21 protein-coding genes and 1 tRNA gene are annotated in these 22,424 nt (G+C 57.3%); 7 read left to right on the top strand and 15 right to left on the bottom strand.

What is annotated here, in order from left to right; translation table 11 throughout:
- Window position 1 precedes the first annotated feature (1 nt).
- Window positions 2-154, bottom strand: coding sequence for a DUF3096 domain-containing protein (locus FKCLFG_RS11860; RefSeq protein WP_472613293.1), 153 nt, complete (start codon window positions 152-154; stop codon window positions 2-4).
- A gap of 241 nt (window positions 155-395) precedes the next feature.
- On the opposite strand from FKCLFG_RS11860, the gene FKCLFG_RS11855 reads away from it, so the two are divergent.
- The 4 genes from FKCLFG_RS11855 to FKCLFG_RS11840 all read left to right on the top strand — a co-directional run bounded on the left by FKCLFG_RS11855 (window position 396) and on the right by FKCLFG_RS11840 (window position 2,983).
- On the top strand, window positions 396-773 hold the full coding sequence (locus FKCLFG_RS11855) for a DUF4398 domain-containing protein (RefSeq protein ID WP_472613292.1): 378 nt from the start codon (window positions 396-398) through the stop codon (window positions 771-773).
- 89 nt (window positions 774-862) lie between these two features.
- Window positions 863-1,753 carry an OmpA family protein gene (locus FKCLFG_RS11850; protein WP_472613291.1) on the top strand — a complete coding sequence of 297 codons (891 nt, stop codon included), beginning with the start codon at window positions 863-865 and terminating at the stop codon, window positions 1,751-1,753.
- Window positions 1,754-2,018: 265 nt separating this feature from the next.
- Entirely contained in the window at window positions 2,019-2,555 is a 537-nt protein-coding gene (locus FKCLFG_RS11845) for a ferritin-like domain-containing protein (protein ID WP_472613290.1), read from the top strand.
- A 125-nt stretch (window positions 2,556-2,680) separates the two neighbouring features.
- Complete coding sequence (locus tag FKCLFG_RS11840; RefSeq protein WP_472613289.1) at window positions 2,681-2,983, top strand: ElaB/YgaM/YqjD family protein; 303 nt, start codon at window positions 2,681-2,683, stop codon at window positions 2,981-2,983.
- Window positions 2,984-3,162: 179 nt separating this feature from the next.
- On the opposite strand, the gene FKCLFG_RS11835 is transcribed toward FKCLFG_RS11840, so the two are convergent.
- The 5 genes from FKCLFG_RS11835 to FKCLFG_RS11815 form a co-directional block, all read right to left on the bottom strand.
- Window positions 3,163-3,642, bottom strand: coding sequence for a thioredoxin domain-containing protein (locus FKCLFG_RS11835; RefSeq protein WP_472613288.1), 480 nt, complete (start codon window positions 3,640-3,642; stop codon window positions 3,163-3,165).
- Complete coding sequence (locus FKCLFG_RS11830) at window positions 3,626-4,867, bottom strand: sialidase family protein (protein ID WP_472613287.1); 1,242 nt, start codon at window positions 4,865-4,867, stop codon at window positions 3,626-3,628. Before FKCLFG_RS11830 ends, FKCLFG_RS11835 begins: the two co-directional genes overlap by 17 nt.
- A 12-nt stretch (window positions 4,868-4,879) precedes the next feature.
- Window positions 4,880-7,165, bottom strand: coding sequence for a TonB-dependent receptor (locus FKCLFG_RS11825; RefSeq protein ID WP_472613286.1), 2,286 nt, complete (start codon window positions 7,163-7,165; stop codon window positions 4,880-4,882).
- 56 nt (window positions 7,166-7,221) lie between these two features.
- Complete coding sequence (locus tag FKCLFG_RS11820) at window positions 7,222-7,923, bottom strand: energy transducer TonB (protein ID WP_472613285.1); 702 nt, start codon at window positions 7,921-7,923, stop codon at window positions 7,222-7,224.
- 154 nt (window positions 7,924-8,077) lie between these two features.
- Window positions 8,078-8,398: a DUF2946 domain-containing protein gene (locus FKCLFG_RS11815; RefSeq protein WP_472615847.1), complete on the bottom strand. Its 321-nt coding sequence runs from the start codon at window positions 8,396-8,398 to the stop codon at window positions 8,078-8,080.
- On the opposite strand from FKCLFG_RS11815, the gene FKCLFG_RS11810 reads away from it, so the two are divergent.
- Entirely contained in the window at window positions 8,334-8,507 is a 174-nt protein-coding gene (locus tag FKCLFG_RS11810; protein ID WP_472615903.1) for a hypothetical protein, read from the top strand. The genes FKCLFG_RS11815 and FKCLFG_RS11810 overlap by 65 nt on opposite strands.
- 688 nt (window positions 8,508-9,195) lie before the next feature.
- Window positions 9,196-10,596: an amino acid permease gene (locus FKCLFG_RS11805; protein WP_472613284.1), complete on the top strand. Its 1,401-nt coding sequence runs from the start codon at window positions 9,196-9,198 to the stop codon at window positions 10,594-10,596.
- Between the two features lie 231 nt (window positions 10,597-10,827).
- Here the strand turns inward: FKCLFG_RS11805 and FKCLFG_RS11800 are convergent, their stop codons facing one another.
- The 8 genes from FKCLFG_RS11800 to FKCLFG_RS11765 all read right to left on the bottom strand — a co-directional run bounded on the left by FKCLFG_RS11800 (window position 10,828) and on the right by FKCLFG_RS11765 (window position 19,005).
- Window positions 10,828-11,748: a hypothetical protein gene (locus tag FKCLFG_RS11800; RefSeq protein ID WP_472613283.1), complete on the bottom strand. Its 921-nt coding sequence runs from the start codon at window positions 11,746-11,748 to the stop codon at window positions 10,828-10,830.
- 37 nt (window positions 11,749-11,785) lie between these two features.
- The gene (gene cls / locus FKCLFG_RS11795) at window positions 11,786-13,177 is read right to left on the bottom strand and encodes a cardiolipin synthase (RefSeq protein WP_472613282.1); all 1,392 of its coding nucleotides are present in this window, start codon (window positions 13,175-13,177) and stop codon (window positions 11,786-11,788) included.
- 374 nt (window positions 13,178-13,551) lie between these two features.
- Window positions 13,552-14,607, bottom strand: a complete 1,056-nt coding sequence (locus FKCLFG_RS11790) for an NAD(P)-dependent alcohol dehydrogenase (protein WP_472613281.1) — start codon at window positions 14,605-14,607, stop codon at window positions 13,552-13,554.
- Between the two features lie 163 nt (window positions 14,608-14,770).
- Window positions 14,771-14,861, bottom strand: a tRNA-Ser gene (locus FKCLFG_RS11785).
- Between the two features lie 222 nt (window positions 14,862-15,083).
- A complete protein-coding gene (gene sbcB, locus FKCLFG_RS11780) occupies window positions 15,084-16,520 on the bottom strand; it encodes an exodeoxyribonuclease I (protein ID WP_472613280.1) in 1,437 nt (478 codons plus the stop codon).
- A gap of 72 nt (window positions 16,521-16,592) precedes the next feature.
- Window positions 16,593-17,783: a serine hydrolase domain-containing protein gene (locus tag FKCLFG_RS11775; RefSeq protein WP_472613279.1), complete on the bottom strand. Its 1,191-nt coding sequence runs from the start codon at window positions 17,781-17,783 to the stop codon at window positions 16,593-16,595.
- Between the two features lie 87 nt (window positions 17,784-17,870).
- Window positions 17,871-18,380, bottom strand: coding sequence for a hypothetical protein (locus tag FKCLFG_RS11770; RefSeq protein WP_472613278.1), 510 nt, complete (start codon window positions 18,378-18,380; stop codon window positions 17,871-17,873).
- A gap of 232 nt (window positions 18,381-18,612) precedes the next feature.
- Window positions 18,613-19,005 (bottom strand): carboxymuconolactone decarboxylase family protein, encoded by a 393-nt coding sequence (locus FKCLFG_RS11765; protein ID WP_472613277.1) that lies wholly within the window; start codon window positions 19,003-19,005, stop codon window positions 18,613-18,615.
- A gap of 330 nt (window positions 19,006-19,335) precedes the next feature.
- Here FKCLFG_RS11765 and FKCLFG_RS11760 point away from each other — a divergent pair, with 330 nt between their 5' ends.
- The gene (locus tag FKCLFG_RS11760; protein WP_472613276.1) at window positions 19,336-21,027 is read left to right on the top strand and encodes an Ig-like domain-containing protein; all 1,692 of its coding nucleotides are present in this window, start codon (window positions 19,336-19,338) and stop codon (window positions 21,025-21,027) included.
- A gap of 143 nt (window positions 21,028-21,170) precedes the next feature.
- Here FKCLFG_RS11760 and FKCLFG_RS11755 read toward each other — a convergent pair whose 3' ends face one another.
- On the bottom strand, window positions 21,171-22,343 hold the full coding sequence (locus FKCLFG_RS11755; protein WP_472613275.1) for a GNAT family N-acetyltransferase: 1,173 nt from the start codon (window positions 22,341-22,343) through the stop codon (window positions 21,171-21,173).
- Window positions 22,344-22,424 lie beyond the last annotated feature (81 nt).

Here is a 22,424-nt window from a genome sequence, read left to right as displayed (position 1 = left end):
TTTATCGCAGAAAGTGGCCAACATCAAACAATCCTACCAGACCAATCATGATCAGATAAATGGCCACGATCGTCGACAACAGACGGGGAATGATAAGGATCAATATGCCGGCGATAAGGGACACGACCGGGACCAAACTTAAGGTGATATTCATGGCAGGAATCTTTCAGTAATGAATCAATGTGGTACATCAGATTAGACGAAATGGCGGCTATTTTATGTGCGTTGACGCACACAGCCAAACCATTATTTTGGTCTGGTCATATCGAGCAGTGATTGCGCACAAGAACTGGCGCTATGTGCGTTTGCGTACTGATCTCGCTGAAAATACGGTTTATAACATCATATATCGAGGGCAAAACTTGCTCGATTGAACAGTTCACCGGAGAGAAATGATGACAAGAAATTCAAAAAAATTGCTAACAGTTCTGTGCTGCGCAGTAGTGGTTCTGACTGTCGGTTGCAGCAGCATGAAGACGCCGGCGACCGCATCTGTGGCTGTCTCCAATGCGGCTGTCGACAATGCCGTCGGTGCCGGCGGTGCAGAATTTGCGCCGGCCGAAATGAATTCCGCCCGTGAAAAAATGGCCTTGGCTAATAAAGCGATGGCGGACAAAAATTACAAGCTTGCAAATGATTTGGCAACCCAGGCCCAGGCCGACGCCAAACTGGCGCAAAGCAAAGCCAACTCGGCCAAAGCACAAACGGCGGCAGACGCCTTGCAAGACGACATCAGGGTCTTGCGTGAAGAGCTGAACCGCACCAGCAAGTAAGAACACGCATCAAACACAGATCAAACGCAATGTCACCAATATTCAGCCGCGTTGATACAGGACGCCGCTGCAAAACAAAGGATTTCACCATGAAAAAAATTCTCTTTACACCCGCTTTGTTAGCCATCGCAGCTCTCGTCGGTGCTTGCAGCTCCGTGCCAAAAACCACCAGCTTGCTGGAACAGGCGCGAGGTGATTTTATGGCAGCGCAAAACAACCCAAAAGTCGCGAGCTATGCACCAGGGGAAATGCGGCAAGCCGGTGCAGCGCTGGAGCAAGCCAATGCAGCGGCCAACCATAACGATAGCGCTGAAAAAATAGATAAGCTGGCTTACCTTGCCAAGCAAAAAATCGCACTGACGCAAGAAGTTGCGAAACAGAAATCTGCGGAAGCCGGCATTGCTGTAGCCGGCAAGGAACGCGACCAAATGCGTTTGGACCAACGCACGAATGAGGCCAACCGGGCCACAATGAACGCCGAACAATCCAAGCTTGCAGCCCAGGTAGCACAGGGCGAGACGGCCGAAGCCCAGCGCAAAACACAGGAAGCGCAAACGCGGGCGGCACAACTGGAAGCGCAGTTGGCTGATCTGGCCGCAAAAAAGACTGAGCGAGGAATGGTCATCACCTTAGGCGATGTATTGTTTGGCACCGACCAGGCGCGCTTGACGCCGGATGGCATGCGTACTGCGCAAAAATTGGCCGATGTTTTGCAGCAAAATCCGCAACGCGCCGTGCTGGTTGAAGGTTTTACCGACAGCACCGGCGAAGCTTCGTATAACCAGCAATTGTCTGAACGCCGTGCCACCGCGGTGCGTCGTGCTCTGCAGGAAATGGGCGTGGCCCCTGAGCGCGTCGCTGTGCGCGGATATGGCGAGGCTTATCCAGTCTCCGCCAATAACACGGCACAGAGTCGCCAATTGAACCGGCGCGTCGAGATCATTCTTTCCGACGATGGGGGCAAAATTGCACCGCGATAATGTAGTTTTGAGGCCCGACAAAACTTCCGGAAAATTGTTGATTTGCATGATATTTAATGCGCCATTAAATATACTCCAATGAAAATTTACAAAATAACCTGTTTTGCGCATGTATATGTTGCGGTGAAAAATAATACACCGCACCGTATATCACCTTGCGCCGTGAGCGCAGAGCATCCATAGCGACGCTTTGACAACTGCAGCATGGATGTGCGCGTCTTGTCATTCAGATGTATTCTTGACAATTAAACACTGAAAGAAAATCATGAGCGAAATTAATCAAACACTGCACGTTGGGATTGATACTGCCGCAATCAGGGCCGCAGCCGAAAATTACGACGACGGCGCCGTGACAATCGGCTACCGGGCGAATCGCGAGGAAATGATCGCGATGCTCAATGGGGCGCTGGCGACCGAACTGGTCTGTGTCTTACGCTACAAACGCCATTACTACACGGCAACTGGGCCGCAGAATGGGCCGATCAAGGCTGAATTCCTGCAGCACGCACTGGAGGAACAGGCTCACGCGGATTTGTTGGCCGAGCGCATCGTGCAACTGAATGGAAGCCCCGATTTCAATCCCGCCACGCTGATCGAACGCAGCCACGCAGAGTACGACGACTCGGACGACGCCCAGGCCATGATCAAGGCCAATCTGATCGCCGAACGCATCGCCATCGAAGCCTATCGCCAGATGATCGAACAAATCGGCGATACCGATCCGACCACCCGTCAAATGCTGGTCGGCATCATGGCGATGGAAGAAGAACATGCTGACGACATGCGCGATTTGCTGGCCTGACAGCTTACGCACTTGCATTTTGACGTACGCAAAGGAAACGCCGGTGCGCCTATCCGGTTCGACCACAGAACCAATCAGTGGCAGTATATTTAGATTGATATCGTATTTATTTTGAGGAGTGAATCATGTTGGAATCAAATTTTAAAGCCATCAGCAAAGACGTAAAAACCCTGGTCGCGGATGCGCAAGCATTGCTCCAGGTGGCCGCTACACTGACGGGCGAAAAAGCCGAGGAAGTACGTAGCCGCGGCATGGCTTTGCTCGAAACGGCGCTGGTCAAGGCCCAGGAAGCGCAAGCGTGTACAGTCGTCGCCGGCAAGGAAATGGTAGTCACGACAGAAGATTACGTGAAAGAAAATCCATTGCGCGCGATTACGATTGCGGCCGGCGTCGGACTTTTGTTGGGCGCGCTCCTGAGTCGTAAATAATCAGCCTGCAGGGTGTTCTCCGGCGCTCTGCAGTGGCCCAAAACAGCGGGGCGGCGATACGCCACCTTGGGATGCCATTTGTTTGTAGGTGCGAATTTATTCGCATCAGTTCGCATGGAATCGTTAAAACTGCGAATAAATTCGCACCTACGGCGCTGTGCCGGCTGCGCTTCGTACTCCTATGGTTTTTCTCCCGCTGCGATCCAATGTTCGAATTCTTGCTGTGAAGGCGTGCCGGTAATCAGCGTTGCGGCCCCGCTTTGGGGCAGCAGCGCCACATACGGCGTGATGCCGCGCCACTTCGGGCTGACCGCATATTGCAGCGCCGCGGTCTGGCCGTTGAACACGAACAGGCGGCTGGCCTGGCGGTAATGCGCGTCTTGCAATAGCTCCGGATGGTCGTCGCCATCCATCACCACCACGATCAGCGGAATTTTCTTTTTGCTTTTTTTCAGCTGCTGCGCCACGGCTGCGATGGCTGCCGGGCAATGGGTGCAGTCGGTGGTGGTAAAGACGACGGCGGCCGGTCGCGGCAATTCAATCTGGAAGCGCTGCCAGCTTTGCGCATCGAACGCCTCGATTTTCTGCGGCGCGGCCTGTACCGGCAGCATCGAGAGAGTCAGCAACAAGGCTGCCCAGTATTTATAGTGCTTCAACATGGAGTTCCCCGGTAGTGTTCCAAAGCACAAACAGTTGCGCGCCTTTGCGCAGGAGATGCGGCTGATCGTTGTCGGCGCTGGTGCGCGCCAATTTTTTGAGCGTGAAATGGCCGCCATCGTCGTCGGATATCCACGCCTTCAGGTTGGTGCCGCTGCCGTCGAAGCTGCGCCAGACAATCGCCACGCGCTTGCCGGCACTCAGTACGTCGGCATGTTCGGCCTGCTCGTCCGGCAACGCCAGCACTGTGCCAGCCGGTTTGCCGTCTTGATCCAGCCGGCCATAACGCACCTGCGCCACACCGGCTTTTTCGCCAAACCAGACCGCGTGATAACCGCCGCCGGCAGCGGGCGTCAGGCTGGGGCCGTGGTGTGGGCAAACATCAATCGCCCAGTTGTCGAAAGTGGCGCGCACCGGCGCGTTGGCCGGAGTCGTATTACCGGCATCAGGCAATATCGCAAACGCATGATCGCGGGTATTCGGCGCGAACACATGCCGCCATAACGCGGCAACCTGTCCATCCGGCGTCGGTGCCAGCGCGATGCGGCAGCATTCGCAACTGTAATCGGCCACCCTGGTGTCCGGCCCGAAAGTGGCGCCGCCGTCGGTCGAAACATTATGGTAAATCGCCGCGCCGCGATAGGCGAGCTTGCCGTCGTCCGATTTTTCGGCAGCAATTTTTGCCAATTCCAGATCGCGCTTATCGATCCAGACCGTATGCAGCCGGCCATGCGCGTCGAATGCAATCGACTCGAAGCGGTGGGTGATGACCTGGCGGTCGTGATGCACGGTGACCGGCGCGGCAAAAGTCGCGCCGCCATCGGCCGAGCGCAACAGCCGGATCGCGCCGGTGTTCCGTTTGGCTAGCGGCGTGGTGTAGGCCACCACCACTTGATTGCGCGGCCCGAACGCCAGTTTGGGGCGGCTCTCGCCGTCGGCCGCCACCGCTTCACCGCCGGTATCGAGCGGGCGCGGCGCTTGCCAGTTATGGCCGCCGTCGCGGCTGATGCGCAGCTCCAGATGTGCCTGGGCATCCAGCCCGACTACCCACAGCGCGCCATCGGGCGCAAAGGCTGCGCCAATGCCTAGCGTGGATTTGTGGGCGGCGACAGCAGTGTGCGCATGCCCGTCCTGGGCCTGGACTGCGAATGGCAGTAGTGTCAGGCAAAGGATCAAAGGGATGCGTAACAAAGAGTGAATCAGAGAGTGAATCAGAGAGTGGATCATGAAAGTCCTTTATCAGAAATCGTATTTTAGTTCGGCCGACAGCGTGCGCTGCGGGTACGGGTGTGCCACGTAATACTGCTGGTTGGTCAGGTTGTCGATGCCGACGGCGGCGCTCCATTGACGGTCGACCTTGTAGCGCAGGCGCAGGTCGAGCACGAAGAACTTGCTCACGCCGCCATAGGTGTCGGCGTTGCTGTCGCTATTGTCGAGCGTATTGAATTGCCGCCCGCTGTAGCGCCCGGCCAGCGCATACGACAGTTGCGCATTCTGGCGGTAAGTCGCGCTGACGGTAGCGCGCCAGTCCGGCACGCGCGACTGATGGTTGCCGACCGTGGCCGGATTGGCGTCGTTTTGGGTGACGATCGAATTGGCGTAAGTGATGCTGCCGGCCAGATCCAGGCCGCGCAAGCCGACATCCACGCCCTGATACGCCAGTTCCAGCCCGCGGGTGCGAATCCGGTCGATATTCTGGATCGTGGTCACGCTTGGGCTGGACCCCAGCAGCGTTTGCGAATACAGCGCGTCCTTGGCGTTTTCCTGAAAATAGGAAATGCGCAGCACGCCGTTGCCCAGCTCGCGCTCCGCGGTCAATTCGCCCGACAACGCTTGCTCCGGTTTCAGATTCGGGTCGTTCCTGACGATGGCATTGTTGCTGATGGTGCCCTGATACAGCTCGGCCACCGATGGCATCCGATATGCCTGCGCCAGCGAAGCGCGCAAGGCCCAGGCCGGCGTCGGCTGGAACGACAAGGCCAGCTTGGGCGAGAAAAAGGTTTCGTTGCGCGCAGCAAACGGCAAGGTGCTGGCCGCGTTGGAGACCGCGCCGTCAAACGCTTGCCAGTTTTCCCAGCGGCCGCCTATGGTGGCTTTCCAGTCTTTGGCAAAGCGCCAGGCATCTTGCGCATACAGCGCCTGGGTTTCGGTCTTGCCGGCAAACGCCGAAGTGCGGCTTACTGCCGGGCCACTGGTCCAGTTGGCCGTGCTGGAGACTTGCGTATCGAGCTGGTATTGATCGAAGTGATAGCCGAAATTGGCTTCATGCGCAACATTCGGCCGCCAGGTGCCGCGCAAGTCCAGCGTGCGCCAGCCGGTGCCGCTCATATCGGTCAGGCTGCCGGGACCGCCGCTGGCCGCAGCCGGCAACGCCGTCGTCGGCGAGCGCGACAGATCGCGGCTGTAATCGTACACACTGGCAAGCGCTTGCCAATCCCAGGTGCCGCCGCTGTGGCTGGCCAGCGACAGGCCGTGCATCCAGTGCTGCTGCTCGGAGGTGCCGGGATTGAGATCGGTATCCTTGGGGGCGTACTGTTTGCCAGCGAAATTCACATTGCCGCTATACACCGGATTGCCAGCGGCATCCTTCAGATAGGACGCGACGTCAGTTGTGTTATCGCCCTGCCACAAACCCAGCGTATAGCTGGCGGTGAGAGTCGGGCTGATGTCATACGCCAGTTTCAGCTTGGCCTGATCCTGAATCGTATGGGCGATGCCGGTAGCGCCCAGAATGGTGCGCGGCTTGCCGCTGGGATCGAGGTCGGTGTGCGCGCCGCCGACGTTTTTGTCGCTGGCCAGAGCGGTTTTGGTCGAAAGCGGCTGGGTCAGAAACGTCATCGGCTGGCCGTGGCTGTCGAGATGGTTGGCATTGATCCACCACGACAATGCGCCGGCGCGGTTGCCCAGCGCGACGCTGAACTGCTTGCCGGAATAACTCTCGTCGGTGCCGTACAGCTTGAAATTCTGGTTAAACACTTGCGCCTTGGCGTGCGCTTCAAACTTGTCGGGCATGCGGGTTGTCATGTTGATCACCGCACCCATCGCATTGCCCGGATACAGCGCCGAAAACGGCCCGTAAATCACATCGACGCGCTCGATTTCCTCGGGCGTGACCATGCCCCAGCGCGGCGGATAGCTAAAACTGTTGCCCAGCAAGTTGGACAGCAGCAGATTGTCCGCATACACCAGCGAACGGGCGCTCGATAGCGTGCCGGAAGAGCGCGAAGCGACGATGCCGTTGGTGTCGCCGATGAAGCGCTTGCGGATCTGGATCGACGGCAAATACTTGAGCGCATCTTCGGTATTGATCACGTTGATGCTGTCCGCCATCTGCTGGCGGGTCACGGACTCGACCACAGCCGGCAATTCTTTCGGCACGCCCGGGGCAGAACCGCCCAGGACGACTACTTCCTGCAGTTGGGTGTCGCTATCTGTGCTGTTTGTCGCTTGCGCTGCCGACGTGAAAGCGCCGCTGGCACAGGCTGTCAGCAGTGCCGCCGATAAGGGTTTCAGGGGAATGATCATGGGTTTGATTCCAGTAGATTAAGAATAAAAGGCACATAAAAAGAAGGTAAAAAAACTCAGGAGTCCAGCCGGAACACGATCGGCACCACCACGCTGGCGGCGACCGCCACCGGGCCGCGCTGCGCCGGCACGAAGCGCCACTGCCGCACCGCTTCCAGCGCCGCTTCATCGAGACGGGCAAAGCCGCTGCCGCGCTTGACCTGCACCTGTTCGGCCTGGCCCTGCGCACTGACCTTGACGTTCAGCAGCACCGTGCCCTGTTCGCGGTTGCGGCGCGAAAACAGCGGATACGACGGCGCAGGATTGTTCAGGTAATCGGCATTAAAGCGGGCCGGTTCCAGTGCGGGCGGGGCGGGCGCAGGTGCTATTGCTGCCATTGCAACCGGTTCGGCTGCAACAGGAATGGCAGGTGCTGCCGGTGCGGTTGCCATCGCCGTGATCCCGCTGGCGGCAGCCAGGAGCGTTGCCGGCGCGGGTTTGGGCGCGCTGTGTGGCTTCGGCCGCGCAGCCGGACGCGCGACTGGAACTGCGCTGGGCAGCGGTCGTGGCGGCGTAACCGGTGCCGCGATCGCGGGCCGTGGCGGCGGGATCAGCGCAACTCGGATTGGCACCGGCACTGTTTGCGGCAGCACCGCCTGGCCGGGCATCGCTTGCAGCGTCCAGTACAGCAGCGCGCCATGCAGCGCCAGCGTCAGCAGGGATTTCAGGGCGATGCCGCGCAGATGCGCAGCCGGTGCAGCGAAGATGAAAGTAGCCATACGAGGGTGCATATCCGCATTGCGCGCTGCCCGGCCGGAGCCGATTGCGCACGCAGATGCCAGACATGAGTTGCTTCCTGTTGAGAAATCCACAGCGCTCTGGCGGGTGCGCAAAACGGCACCCGAAGCGGACTAGAGAGAAACTAGAGTGAAATCAGGAAGCCAGCGGCGGGCCGCGCGGATTGGCCGTCGTCCAGGAGAACAGGCGATACGGCGCGTGATAGAACAGGTGCGGGAACAAATCATGGCCGGCCACAATCGGAAGCACCGGCAAGTCGGATGGCAGCAGCCCGATGCTGCCGCCGTGCGGCAGGCAGAACGGGCAATGCGGGCTGTCGCCAGTGTCGCTTGGGCCGGAATGGTCGCCGGCAGGCATGCCGGACATTGCAGCGATCGACTGGGCGCCATTCATGCTGCAGATTTCCATCATCGGTGACGATGGCGCGCTGCCCCAGGCAGTTACCGCATGGGAAATCGAAGGCGCAAGCGCGTTCAGCAGCATCGCAAAACAAGCGATCCAGATAAACAGCGGCCTGGTTTTCAGAATTTTCCTCATTGCCGCGGATTATAGCGCGGCACTTTGAGCGTCATCGGTGCAACTGCAGAAAAGCTGGGATGGATCAATTCCGGTGGCGGCAAGACGCATTTGCGCGGCTGTGCAGCTGCTTGATTTTTTTAAAATAACAGGAGTATATGTAATATCATGCCATTTTCCGCATAAATGCATTGCGCTAGATAAAAATACATAGGGTAGGTATGTTTAACATCCGGCAGCTGCGTCCGGCTTGCCGGAATGCCGGACGTCGATAGCCGCCGACGCTTTGCGCTTTGGCACGAGCTGATCGTTGCTTCCTCGTTCTATTGCCCCGCTTCACATGGATAGGACCAACTTCGCCGATACATCTTCCTGTCGCCGACTGGATTTGCCTCTCGATCACATTCCCGCCGTCAACCAATTTCATGAAATATTCAGGTCAAGTGTATTTAGTCCATGTATCTATTTTTTTGAATTTTCATGATTTTTTACTGAATTTTTCAGTTTATACGTGAACAATTACCAGTGTGTTCACCTACCATAGCGGCTAATTTGGTTTTGCTAAACTGTGGTGTCTATGCGTATCGTCATTCTGTAGCGGTGTCATCGTCGGGCGTGGCAATACCCGCCTGAACTACGCCGACGCCTGACATGGCGTCTCGACGCAGTCAATTCAGCCTTTAGAGGCACGGCTGATTCAATCAGCCATCGATTCAGATAAAACAGGAGATTCATCAATGAAAGTGAGTAAACAAGGCCTGCAGCGTGGCTTGGGCGAGCGTCAGATCCGCCTCATGGCGCTGGGCGCGGCGATCGGTGTCGGCCTGTTCCTGGGTTCGGCCAATGCGATCAAAATGGCGGGCCCCGGTATCATGCTGTCCTATATCATCGGCGGCGCCGTCATCTTTATGATCATGCGCGCGCTGGGCGAAATGGCGGTCCATAATCCGGTGGCCGGTTCGTTCAGCCGCTATGCGCAGGACTATATCGGGCCATTGGCCGGCTACCTGACCGGCTGGAACTATTGGTTCTTATGGCTGGTCACCTGCATCGCTGAAATCACCGCGGTCGGTATCTACATGGGCATCTGGTTTCCGGATGTGCCGCGCTGGATCTGGGCGCTGGCCGCGCTGGGCGCGATGGGTTCGGTCAACCTGCTGGCAGTCAAAGCCTATGGCGAATTCGAATTCTGGTTCGCCCTGATCAAGGTCGTCACCATCGTGCTGATGATCATCGGCGGCACCGGCATGATCGTGTTCGGTTTTGGCAACCACGGCGTCGCGCTCGGCTTCTCCAACTTATGGGCGCATGGTGGATTCTTTCCGAACGGTGCCCAGGGCGTGCTGATGTCGCTGCAAATGGTGATGTTCGCCTATCTTGGCGTGGAAATGATCGGCTTGACGGCAGGCGAAGCGGCCAACCCGAAGAAGTCGATCCCGGACGCGATCAACTCGGTATTCTGGCGCATCCTGATTTTCTATGTCGGTGCGCTGTTCGTGATCCTGGCGATCTATCCATGGAACGAAATCGGCACCCAAGGCAGCCCTTTCGTGATGACATTCGAGCGACTGGGCATCAGGACTGCCGCCGGCATCATCAACTTCGTCGTGCTCACCGCCGCGCTGTCGTCCTGCAACGGCGGCATCTTCAGCACCGGCCGCATGCTCTACAACCTGGCCCAGCAAGGCCAGGCGTTGAGCATGTTCGCCCAGACCACCGCCAGCGGCGTACCGCGCCGCGCGATCTTGCTGTCGATGGCAGCGCTGCTGTTCGGCGTGCTGCTGAATTACCTGGTGCCGGAAAAAGTGTTCATGTGGGTGACCTCGATCTCGACCTTCGGCGCAGTCTGGACCTGGGGCGTGATTCTGGTGACGCAAATAAAATTTCGCAAGTCGCTGTCGCCGGCAGAGCGTAAGGCACTCGCTTTCCGCATGCCGTTCTGGCCGTATGGCTCGTGGATCGCGCTGGCCTTCCTGGCGCTGGTGATCGGTTTGATGGCGTATTTTCCCGACACGCGCGTTGCGCTGGTGGTCGGGCCGGCATGGCTGGTGCTGCTGACGGTGCTCTATTACGCATTGCGCCTTGCGCCCGCACAGGTCCAGCGCGATGCGGTGCCGCGCGGCTACGAAGCCGGCTGACAGGGCTGCTGCAATCTTCTTGATGGTCGGGCCGGACAAGATGCGATGCAGCGCCTTGTCCGGCCAGCAAGACCACGTCCGAGGCGGTGAAACAGCGAACCGGACAAGTCCCGGCAACCGCTGACGATCCCCCAATGCAAGCCAGAATGATGCTAGCCCACGATCGCATCTTGGCATCAAGACGCTCTTATGCCGTGTTATTCAGTGAGATTCATATAGCGGCATCGCCTGCTAATGCACCGTCTGCTGCCGCACATATTCGGCCCGTTTCATCTCGAGATACTGTTGCCGATCCATCTCGTGCAACTGCCGCGGATAGCGCTCGGTAGCCGTAAACCAGCTCTGTAAGCGTTGTTCGAACTGCGCCGTCGGGGCTGCACTGGCAGCCTCTAAATAGGTATCGATTGCGAGGTAATAACGCATCGTGTTGCGCTCCACCAGGCCACGCACCCCAGCGATATATTCAGGCCGGCCGCTGGCCTGCTTGCCGATCACGGTGAATCCCACCTTGTCGCTGCCGATAGTGCTGAGATACGTTTGCATGGACAGCCGTGCGGCAATATTCATCGCGTAAGAATAGGTCAGATGCAAAAACGTTTTGGCGTTCGGCAGCGCCACCGCTTCCAGCAGGATAAGGTAGTCGCTGGTGCCCAGCGGCCCGTCTTTGGCACTCAGCATGATTTCAACATATTCCGCAGTTTTTGCAACGACGCTGTAATTGAAGTCGAGCCGCGGTGCGGTGGCCAGTTCTTCGGGCGTCTTCCTGCCGACATGGAGTCTCAGGGTGGTGCCGGACGGCCCTGCCATCGCATGGCAATATTTGGTATTGATATGCAGCAGCATCACGTCACACCAGTGATCTGGATTATTCAAGCCCGTATTCACCGCGCCAAACGGGTAATCGACGATCGCGTAGATGTCGCCTTTCAAACGGTTCGGCGTTTCAGCGGAATCGAGAACCAGCGGCCGCTTGAATTGATTTTGCCGCAATTGCGTCTTTAGAGACGCGTATTTTGCGCGCAGTGCCACAGCCGGATCGGACTCCGCCATCGCGGTGCCTGTGACACCCGCAATACCAGAAATACCTGCAATACAGATCAACAGCAGGCATCTGAACCAGTGCAACGAGTATGACCAAGAACGCTTATGCATTGCCATTCCCTCACAGTTAAGTTTCCAGCCAGCCGCATCACAGCCAATACTCAAGCCGGCGCGCCGCCCATTCCTTGAGCCGGTTACCCAGCGGACGCTGCTCCCATTTTCCGTTGGTAATTTCGATTGAATAGCGCAGATCCTCGACAAATGTCTTTTCCATCTCATTGCCGAATTCGTCGCCAAATACCACTACGTTGATTTCACTATTGTGCAAGAAGCTGCGGGTATCTATATTGGTTGACCCCACCGTCGCCCAAACCCGGTCGATCACGGCGGTCTTGGCATGCAAGACCGCGATTTGCAGCTGATAGATTTTGATTCCGCTGGCCAGCATTTCGCTGTAAAAGGATTGTGCTGCATGGAACACCAATCCGCTGTCGGTCACCCCGGGTAAAATTATTTTGACATCGACGCCACGCTGCGCGGCGTCGCGCAATGCCTGCAGAATCTGCGCATCCGGCACGAAGTAAGCGCAGGTAATGTGCACGGTTTCCTTTGCCCCTTGTATCGCCAGAATGTAAGCCTTGTAAATCTCGTGATCGCCACCCGGTTCGCTGGCCAGAACGCGGACCAGCTTGTCGCCGGCTTCTTTTAACGGCGGAAAGAAATTGCTGTCAGAGAGATCGGGGGATTGTTGGCCGGCCCAGTTATCCAGAAATACCCACTGTAGCGCGGCGACCGCCGGCCCTTCGATTTTGATATGGGTATCGCGCCAGCCGACTTTGGCATCGCGCCTGGTTTTCGAACGGAACAGCGAACTATTGGAATAGGTGCTGCTGATATTCACGCCACCGGTGAAGGCGACCATGCCGTCGACCACCAGAATTTTCCGGTGATCGCGATTGTTCAGCTCCCACGGCGCCATCAGCGTCAGTGGGTTGATGGGATTGAAGGCCAGCAGATGAATGCCGGCATCGCGCATTTTGTCGAAGAAGTCCTGCGGCGTGCCAATCGTGCCGACGCTGTCGTAGATCACATTGACTTGCACCCCGGCGCGCTGACGGGCGATCAGGATATCCGCAAAGCGGATGCCGAGCGGGTCCTGGTCAAAGATGTAGGTTTCCAGATTGATGTGATTCTTGGCCGCGCTGATGGCCTCGATCATTGCCGCCATGGTTTGCGGGCCATCATAAAGCAGGGTGACTTTGTTGCCGGCGATCAGAGGACTGCCGGTAGCCACTTCTTCCAGCGCCGCCAGCGCTGCGACATCAACGTATGAATTATGCCAGCGGCTGGCCAGCAGGGATTTTGATTTTTTTACGCTGAGAGTGCCTTGCGCATTGGTCACCGTTGGGTTCGCCGGCGCTACCAGCGAACTGCTCAGATATCGCACTTCGGGGAGTGCCGCGCAGGCAGTGAGCAGCAGACCGATGCCGATCACGCTGATGAAATTGACGATCCAGTTATGACGAACGTTACAACCCATGGGGCGCTCCGGATTCACGCCGACAACGGCGTCTTGATGCAGCGATTGCGCACGATTACGCTATTATTAATCTCGACCTTATCACTTGCCCGCTAGCCAATTCCGGTACCAATGGCACGTTTATGCCGCGCCATCGTGCAGGCGAATCGATGCTGCAGTGTGATTCGATGTATGCAGCTGCAGGATAGCCCAGCCCGGCAAGCCGGTCTGTGCGCTAACGTACACGGAGGCCCAGTTTGTGGGGTAGGATCAACGCCGCCATCAAATTTGCAGTCTGGATTGTTTTCAAAAAATCCGATCAAAAACAAACGGCGCCGAGCCCATAGAGAGGACGACGCCGTCTTTAACCCTTACCAATTAACCATTCAGCATGGTTACATTGTGATCGCGACCTTCAGCACGCCATCGCGCTGGTTTGCGAATAATTCATAGGCCTCCTCGATCTGATCGAGCTTGAATCGATGCGTGACCATGGGTTCCAAATCGACCCGACCCGAAGCCACCACATTCATCAACCGGCGCATGCGTTCTTTGCCGCCAGGGCAGAGCGTGGTGATGATCTTGTGATCGCCCAGTCCGGCGGCAAAGGCATCGAGCGGCAAGGTGACTTTGCCGGAATACACCCCAAGGCTGGAAAGCGTTCCGCCTGGCTTGAGCGCGCGCAGGCAACTTTCGAACGTCTGTTGCGTGCCCAAAGCTTCAATCGCAACATCGACGCCACGCCCGTTGGTCAGACGCATGATTTCGGTAAGCGGATCAGTCTTTGTAAAGTTGATGGTGACATCGGCGCCCAGCTTCTTCGACACTTCCAGCCGCGCATCCACGCCATCAACCGCGATGATCAGGCTCGCGCCCCTGAGTTTTGCGCCGGCTGTCGCGCACAAGCCGATCGGTCCCTGGGCAAAAATCACCACCGTGTCGCCGATCTTGATCCCGCCGCTTTCCGCCCCGCCGAAACCCGTGCTCATAATGTCAGGGCACATCAACACCTGTTCATCGGTGAGCCCGTCCGGAATCGGTTCGAGATTCGACATTGCATCCGGCACCAGCAGATATTCCGCCTGGCAGCCGTCAATCGTATTGCCAAAACGCCAACCGCCGCCCGCCTTACCGCCGCACTGGGATTTATGGCCGTCGAGGCAAGTGTGACAGTGTCCGCACGGCGTAATCGCACCGACGATAACCCGTTGCCCCACTGTATATCCAGTGACGCCTGCGCCTAATTCCGCAATCACGCCCACCGGCTCATGACCAATAGTGAGCCCTGCCTCGACCGGATATTCTCCCTTGAGAATATGCACGTCGGTGCCGCAGATTGTGGTGGTGGTGATTTTGATTAACGCTTCGCCAGCGCCGACAGTGGGTATTGGCTTTTCTTCGAGGGCGATCTTGCCCGGACGGACGAATACTGCTGCTTTCATGGTGCGCATCGCTGTTCTCCTAAAAACCTGCATGATTAAAACCGCTTCATACTGCTACAAACAATCTAAATCAATGTTGTGATGGAATAAGGGGCGCGGTGCTCCATCGTAAATGTGGGTAGATAAGACGAAAAAAAGCCCCGTAAAATTTTACGGGGCTTTTTAATATTACTGGCGGAAAGGCAGGGATTTGAACCCTGGATACGTTATAAACGTATGCCGGATTTCGAGTCCGGTGCATTCGACCACTCTGCCACCTTTCCTTGTTCGGTCTATTTTGCAATACGGGTACTGCAAAAGTCCAAAATTATAGCAGAGTTACCTTGCGCTTGACGGCATTTTTGCGCGCATCCTGCGCTTCCTACGTCAAAAAGTATACATGTGCATGTATCTTTAACATTGCAATAGAATAAAGCGGCTATTGCACTATTTATCAGCATACCCCCATATTTATTATCAAATAACGGGAATTGTTCAGCAATGTTTTAACGCCGTACCGGTGCAATCATTTCAGCGTAGTCATACAGTGCGCCCAAGGTTTCTTCACCGTGTTCGTCTGCGCTTTCCGATAATGTATCGATTTCGCCAAACAGCGCATCTATCGTGCGCGCGCCGGCGGCACCGCCGAACAAGCGCGCGGCGCGGTGCGCTTCCCAGGTTGCGGTTTCTGCGGGCGACAGCGTGTGCGGGAAGTTGCGGGCGCGGTAGCGCCACAGCAGTTCTTCCAGCCGGGCGTCGGCGAAGCTGACTTTCGCGCTTGCCAACTGTTCCGGGTTCAGCGTGCGCAAGCGGTTCAGGCTGCGGCGATCTTCGTTGCTGACAAAACCGCCATACAGATCCTCATCCACATCAATGACTGTTTCTGCCTCGGGGCGCTGGAAAACTGCGCGCCAGATGCTGCTCAGATCGGGCAGGCTGGCGGCTGTGACCGCGTATTGCTGCGCAGTGCCGAGGTCGATGCCCCATTGGCCGGCCATCTTGCTCGACAGAGTTTTCAGATTGCCGATCACGACCGGCGACTTGTTCAAGTGGATGGTTTTGATCGGCAGTCGCGTCATGCCTTCCGGCAAATCTTCAGTCTTGCTGAACATGCGCTGGCGGATGGTGGCGGCGTCCAGCGCGGCCAGTTCCGCCGGATCGTATGTCAGATCCCAGGCGATGATTTCATTCTTGTTGTTCGGATGCGCGGCCAATGGCCACATCGGGGCGATGCAGCCGCGCTCGGCGGCGAACATGCCGGATACGTGCAAGAAAGTTTTTTGCAGCGGCCAGCCGATTTCGGTGGAGACGCGCTCTTTTTTGTGCAGGGCAAGGCAAAAGTCGAACAGTTTGGGCTGATGCTGGCGGATCAAACGCGCCAGGGCGATGGTGGCGCGCACGTCCGACAGCGCATCGTGCGCTGCGACATGGCTGATGCCGTTGGCGGCCGTCAATTTTTCGAGCCGGAAACTGGGGCGGCCGTCCTCTTGCTTGGGCCAGTTGATTCCGTCCGGGCGCAACGCATAGGTGGTGCGCACCATGTCGAGAATATCCCAGCGCCCGCAGCTGTTTTGCCATTCGCGCGCATACGGATCGATCAGATTGCGCCAGAACAGGAAACGGGTGACTTCATCGTCGAAACGGATCGTGTTATAGCCCACGCCAATGGTGCCGGCCTGGCTGAACGCCTGCTCGATCTGAGCGGCGAATTGATGTTCCGGCACGCCATTTTGCAGGCATTGTTGCGGCGTGATGTGGGTAATCAGGCATGACTGCGGATCGGGCAAATAGTCCGATGCCGGTTGGCAGTACAGCATGATCGGTTCACCGATTTCATTGAGCTCGGCATCGGTGCGGATAGCGGCAAATTGGGCCGGACGGTCACGGCGCGTTTGCAAGCCGAAGGTTTCGTAATCGTGCCAGAGGAAGGTATGGGTGGGCATCGGGTATTTTTGAATGTAAGTTTTAGCTAGTGTCGTGAGCGTGCCGGAGATTGGCCGTACTGCTTCAATCCTTCAGTCCGGCAACGCTGCATAGACCAGGTTGCGAAACAGTTGGCGATAATATTCGCGCTGTTCCTGCGCTTGCACCATCCAGATCGCGCTCAGTTGCTCTTGCGGATCGTTCCAGAAATAGGTGCCTGCCAAGCCGCTCCAGTGATAATCGCCGATTGAGCCCGGGATCGTCGATTCGCCGGCGGCGGTGCGCACCGCAAAGCCGAGTCCAAAGCCGTAGCCGGGGCCGGGCAGATAATTGGCGCCGGACTTTGCTTGCGGCAGGCTGGCCAGATGATCGCTGGTCATCAGGGCCACCAGTTTGCGCGACAGGATGCGCACGCCGTCCAGTTCGCCGCCGCGCAGCAGCATGTTGGCGAAGCGCCAGTAATCGTGCGCGGTTGACACCAGCCCGCCGCCGCCGGACAAAAATTGCGGCCGCTCGCGCACGTTCAGCAGATGCACGGCTTGCTGCGTGACTGGATCGATCGCAAAGCCTTCGGCCAGACGATGCTGTTGCTCGGGTGGCACCCAGAATCCGGTGTCGTGCATTCCCAGCGGCGCGAAAATGCGTTCCTCCAAGATTGCATCGAGAGGCTTGCCGCACAACCGTTCTAGCAGCGCGCCCAGCACGTCGGTGGCGCGGCTGTATTCCCACGTGGTGCCGGGCTGAGACTCCAGCGGCAGGGTGCCGAGCTTTTCGATCAGGCTCTGGTTGGTGGTGTCGGGGCCGCCGATGCCGGCTGCGTTGTAACTGGATTTCACCAGCGATGCGCCGAAGATGCCGTAGGTCAGGCCGGCCGTGTGGCGCAGCAAATCCTGCACCGTCATCTCGCGCTGCACGGGCGCCAAGCCCAGCGCCGGCTGGCCTTCCGGCCCGCTCAGGGTCAGGCCGACCTGTAGATTGGCCAACTGCGGCAAATAGCGCGACACCGGGTGACTCAGCAGCAGGCGGCCTTCTTCCACCAGCATCATCGCCACTACCGAGACGATCGGTTTGGTCATCGAGAAAATGCGGAAAATCGAGTCGGTCCGCATCGGCGTCGCGTCATCCGGCGCTTGCCGCCCCAGTGCTTGTTGATGGATGATTTTGCCGCGGCGCGCAATCAGCATCATCGCGCCCGGGATCAGCCCATCGGCGATATGGGACGCGATGACCTGGTTCAAGCGGTCGAGGCGCGAGGGTGAAGTGCCTATTTTAGAATCGGACATGTTAACTATTCTTTCCGCATTCATTGCATGAAGGGCCGCATCGCCCGTCATTCGATTTTGCTTTATTTTAAGATAGATGCAGCACGCCTATCGGGGCGACTTGGCCGTCAATCGCAGCAATACGCCGGCGCAGGTTGCGCCGGCACCGGCCAGGAAGAGCGTTGGGTTGTACGGAGTCTTGCCCAATAGCTGGGTAATGCCGGATGCCAGGTTGCAAGCGCCGGCGTTTGAATACAGGCAATCCAGTGCGTCCGACAGCGGCGCATTCAGGTCTTTCATGATCGGGGAATAAAAATTGACCCACCATGCAATTGCCGCCAGCAGCAATACAATTCCGAGTACGAGCAGGAGATTGGCGAGTTTTTTGAGGTCCATGCGATCCATCCGTTTGCGCGTTAATGATGGCGCATCATAACCTCTGGAGCGGGGCGTCGCGATGGCGTAGCGGTAAGTGTTGTAACTAAGTGTGGCGGAGGAGGGTGAAAAATAAACCAGCAGTTCCCACGCTGAGTTGACTACCCAATGCGTTTTTGGATTGGTAATCCAAAGTGACTGGGTATGCGCAGACACCCGGTAAGGTGCGAGCGCTATGGCCATGGTGTTTGGCCGCCTCATGTTGGTACTGGCACTGCTGTGAAACACAGTGTAGGACGATGGGTCTCCAGTGGGAAATATTGAATCGGGATAGGGCTATAAGTAAAAGTGATGGCTGCTGCATCCGTCGGTTGCTCGCCACAGTGTCAGCGGATATTTTATACTGCCTGGTATATGTCTAAAATTGCGATACCTACCGCATATAAATAAGCCGGCTTCATAAATACTCCGCAATTTATGGCAATGTCTCCTGAATCATGTCCATTTCCTTGAGCACTTCGTGCGTCGAGCGGAATGCGTCGATTGCCAGCGGCATGCCGCAATACACGCTGGCGTGCAGCAGCACTTCCTGGATTTCCTGCATGCTGGCGCCGTTGTTGACCGCGCCCCGTACATGGCCCCGGATTTCATGCGCACGGCCCAGCGCAGTGAGCATCGAGAGCGTCATCAGGCTGCGGGTTTTGAGGTCCAGCCCGTCGCGGCACCAGACCGTGCCCCAGGCGTTGCGCGTGACGAATTCCTGCAGCGGCGCTGTGAAACTATCGACGCCGGCAAACGCTTTCTCCACAAAAGTGTCGCCCATTACTAGCTTGCGCATGCGCAAGCCATCTTCAAATTGTTGGTCCATGTGTATTCCTGTCTAGTTGAGATGCGGGATGCAACATATTGCAACATATCTTATGTATGGCTTATTGAGAATTGATGCATTGATTGGCAACAGAGCGTATTGACGCTTGTTTTTTTAACGGCCGAGAACAGTTTGCTTCAGAAGTTTCTTTAGAATGTTGCAGGTTTTTGCAGCATTGGAATTTTTCAGCATCGCCCTTCCTTGCGTTCCCGCAAGGAAGGGCGATGCTGAAGAGGTAGTCTCACGCCAATATCTCAATGTCGGCCTTCCAAACAATTGTATTCATGGAAGGGTGGTCAATAAGACAAATTTTACTCAAGAGGTATCAGCATGCCGCGCAACGTTTCTTATGCTTATGGATTTCGCGTCTTGATCACTTGGTCAATGATGCTGTTGCTCAGTATCGGGCTATTCTCCTGCGGCGGCGGAAGCGGCGAGGATCTCACGGCTGGCGCTCACACTCAGCCTCTGGCGGAACAGACGTCGGCTTCAGGTGGGGCTGGCGCTCAGCTTCCGGCGGAAGAGACGTCAGCTTCAAGTAGGCAATCACAGGCCGCGGAGACAAGTGTGATGATATCGCCGCTAGATCCTTATATGATCGTTGGAAAGCCGATCACGATGTCGGCTGCGGTTGCGTCGCCTGAATCGGCGGCGCCAAAGTGGAGCTCGAGTAATCCGGCCGTGGCAACCATCGATGCCGCAACCGGAGTTGTGCAAGCCATCGCGGTCGGCAGTACCGTCATCACTGCTACTGCGACCAGCGGCGATAGCGTAAATACAAGCGTCACCGTCAGCCCCGTCACCGTGACGCTGACCGCCAGCCCCAACCCGCTAGCGCCAGGAATGTCGCTGACATATTCCACCGTCGTCGCTACCGATTCACGGGTGGTGAACGGTACGCCAAGCGGCACCGTGACAATTCGAGACGCCAATCAAGCGACGATTTGCCAGTCGGCGTTGAGAAGCAACACGGTTAATAGTGCGACCGCAAGTTGTTCCGCCGCGCCGGCATGGACCGGGCAGGCTGTCGTGCGTGCATTGGTGAATGGCGATGCCAATTTCCCCGGCGGTGCGCAATCAGCCGGCGTTTCGAGCTCTGCACCCGTGCTTACAGACGCGGTATTTGCAGCTACCAGCTTTTGGTATTCGGCGATCCCGGTCAATGCACCGCTACACGCCAACTCGGCCGGTTTCGTCGCCGATTTCCTGCGCCAGAAACAGACCTATTACGGCACGGTCAACATCAACACCTGGTCATACGCCAGCCCGGTATTTATCGCAGCGGCAAACACGCCGACCACAAAGGTGGCTTATTGGAACTGTCAGAACAAAACCTATCCTGAAACGGCATTGGAGGCGCAGTGGGCAGCGGTGCCGATACCGTCTTACGCTGTGCCTGCCAACGGCACCGATGCCGAGATGACAATTTATCAGCCATCCACAAATACGCTGTGGGAATTTTGGGTAACGCGCAATGTGGCGGGGCAGTGGCAGGGGTGCTGGGGCGGCAAGATGGCAAACACCAACACTAGCGATGGAACCTGGTCGCGCCCGTATGGCACTACCGCGACCGGATTGCCATTCATCGGCGGGCAAATCACAGCGGAAGAATTGCGCCGTGGCGAAATTCGCCATGCGATCGGTATTTCTCTGGTCGAAACGGAGTCTTACAACGTGTTCTCCTGGCCGGCCAAGCGCTCCGACGGATGGAACCCCGGGCTTGCCCCGAATCGCATTCCGGAAGGGCTGCGCTTTCGTCTTGACCCTGCCGTCAATGTTGACGCGCTTGGCATGACCACTGCAGGCAAAATCATTGCAAAAGCGGCGCAGAAATACGGTTTCATAGTATGGGACAAGGCGGGCGCAATCTCGATTCGGGCGCAGAATCCAAAATCCTACACGGCGCTCGGACAAATTGATCCCTATATCGCGCTGTTCGGCGGCAAACCTTCCTACGCAGTCTTGAATGGATTCCCCTGGGAGCGGTTGCAGTTTATGCCAATGAACTACGGCAAGCCCTAACGGCCATGGCGAAAATGTCACTCCAACACATGAAAGCGCCATGGCCGCCCTCTCCCCCGACCCCTCTCCCGCAAGCGGGAGAGGGGAGCGAAGTGAGTCGCTACGCGACTTTCACGTTAAAGGGAATTAGCCCAATGTAACCTTCAGGTTTGGCGCGTCCGGGTCTGCGCCGGTTTGAACGGATTGCGCTCGTTCAATTCATCCATATACGCCTCGATGCCGCCGCTTTCACGCGTCAGGAAACGTTCGATTGCATCGGCAAAACCCGGGTGCGCCAGCCAGTGCGCGGACCAGGTTTTTTGCGGCAGGAAGCCGCGCGCCATCTTGTGCTCGCCCTGCGCGCCGCCTTCAAAGCAGCCGATGCGGTGCGCAATGCAGAATTCCAGCGGCTGGTAATACGCGGTTTCAAAGTGCAGGCATGGCACATGCTCCAGCGCGCCCCAGTAGCGGCCGTACAGGGTGTTTTGATCGTGGATCAATAGCGAGCAGGCAATCGGGCGGCCGTCGCGCAGCGCCTCGATCAGCAGGATATTCTGCGGCATGGCAGCGCCGATGCGCAGGAAAAATTCCAGATTCAGATAGGGCGAAGAGTGATGTTCGGCATACGTGTTGGCATAGCAGCGGTTGAAAAACGCCCAGTCCGATTCGGTCGCGCAACTGCCCGCAATATGCCGGAAAGTGATGCCGGCCTCAGCGACTTTGCGCCGCTCGGCACGGATGTTCTTGCGCTTTTTGTGCTCCAGCGTGGACAGAAAATCGTCGAAATGCCGATAGCCGGCATTGATCCAGTGAAATTGCACGCCGGTGCGCAACAGGTAACCGGCTTGCTCCAGCTGCAAGGCTTGGGCTTGCGGCGGGTACAGGATGTGGCAGGACGATACCGCGCTGTCGGCCTGCAATGCGCGCAATACTTGTATCAGAGCTGCGCGGGCCGCATCATCGCGCGCCAGCAAGCGGCTGCCGGTGACCGGGGTGAACGGGATTGCCGCCAGCAGCTTTGGATAATATTCCAGGCCGTGGCGCTGATAGGCATCGGCCCAGGCCCAGTCGAACACGTATTCGCCGTAGGAATGGAATTTCGCATACAGCGGCAGCGCCGCTGCCAGTTGCGCATTTCCCTGCGCATCGTCTTGCCACAGCGTTAAGTATTGCGGCTGCCAGCCGGTATCAAAGCTGGCGCAGCCGGTCGCATGCAGCGCGTCCAGGAAGGCGAAGGACAAGAAAGGGTTGGCGTCGGTTTGCAGTTGCACCAGCGCATCCCAATCGTGTTGACCAACCTCCGACAGGGAAGAGATGATTCGCGTGCGATAATTCATAGGTTCGTTCGCCTTGTTTTGTGTTTTTTTCGTGCTTTTTTTGTGCCTGATTTTATTGATCCGGCCCGAATTAAATTTTAA

This window comes from Gelidimonas denitrificans (assembly GCF_055694065.1).
This window is presented reverse-complemented; position numbering and strand designations above follow the sequence as displayed.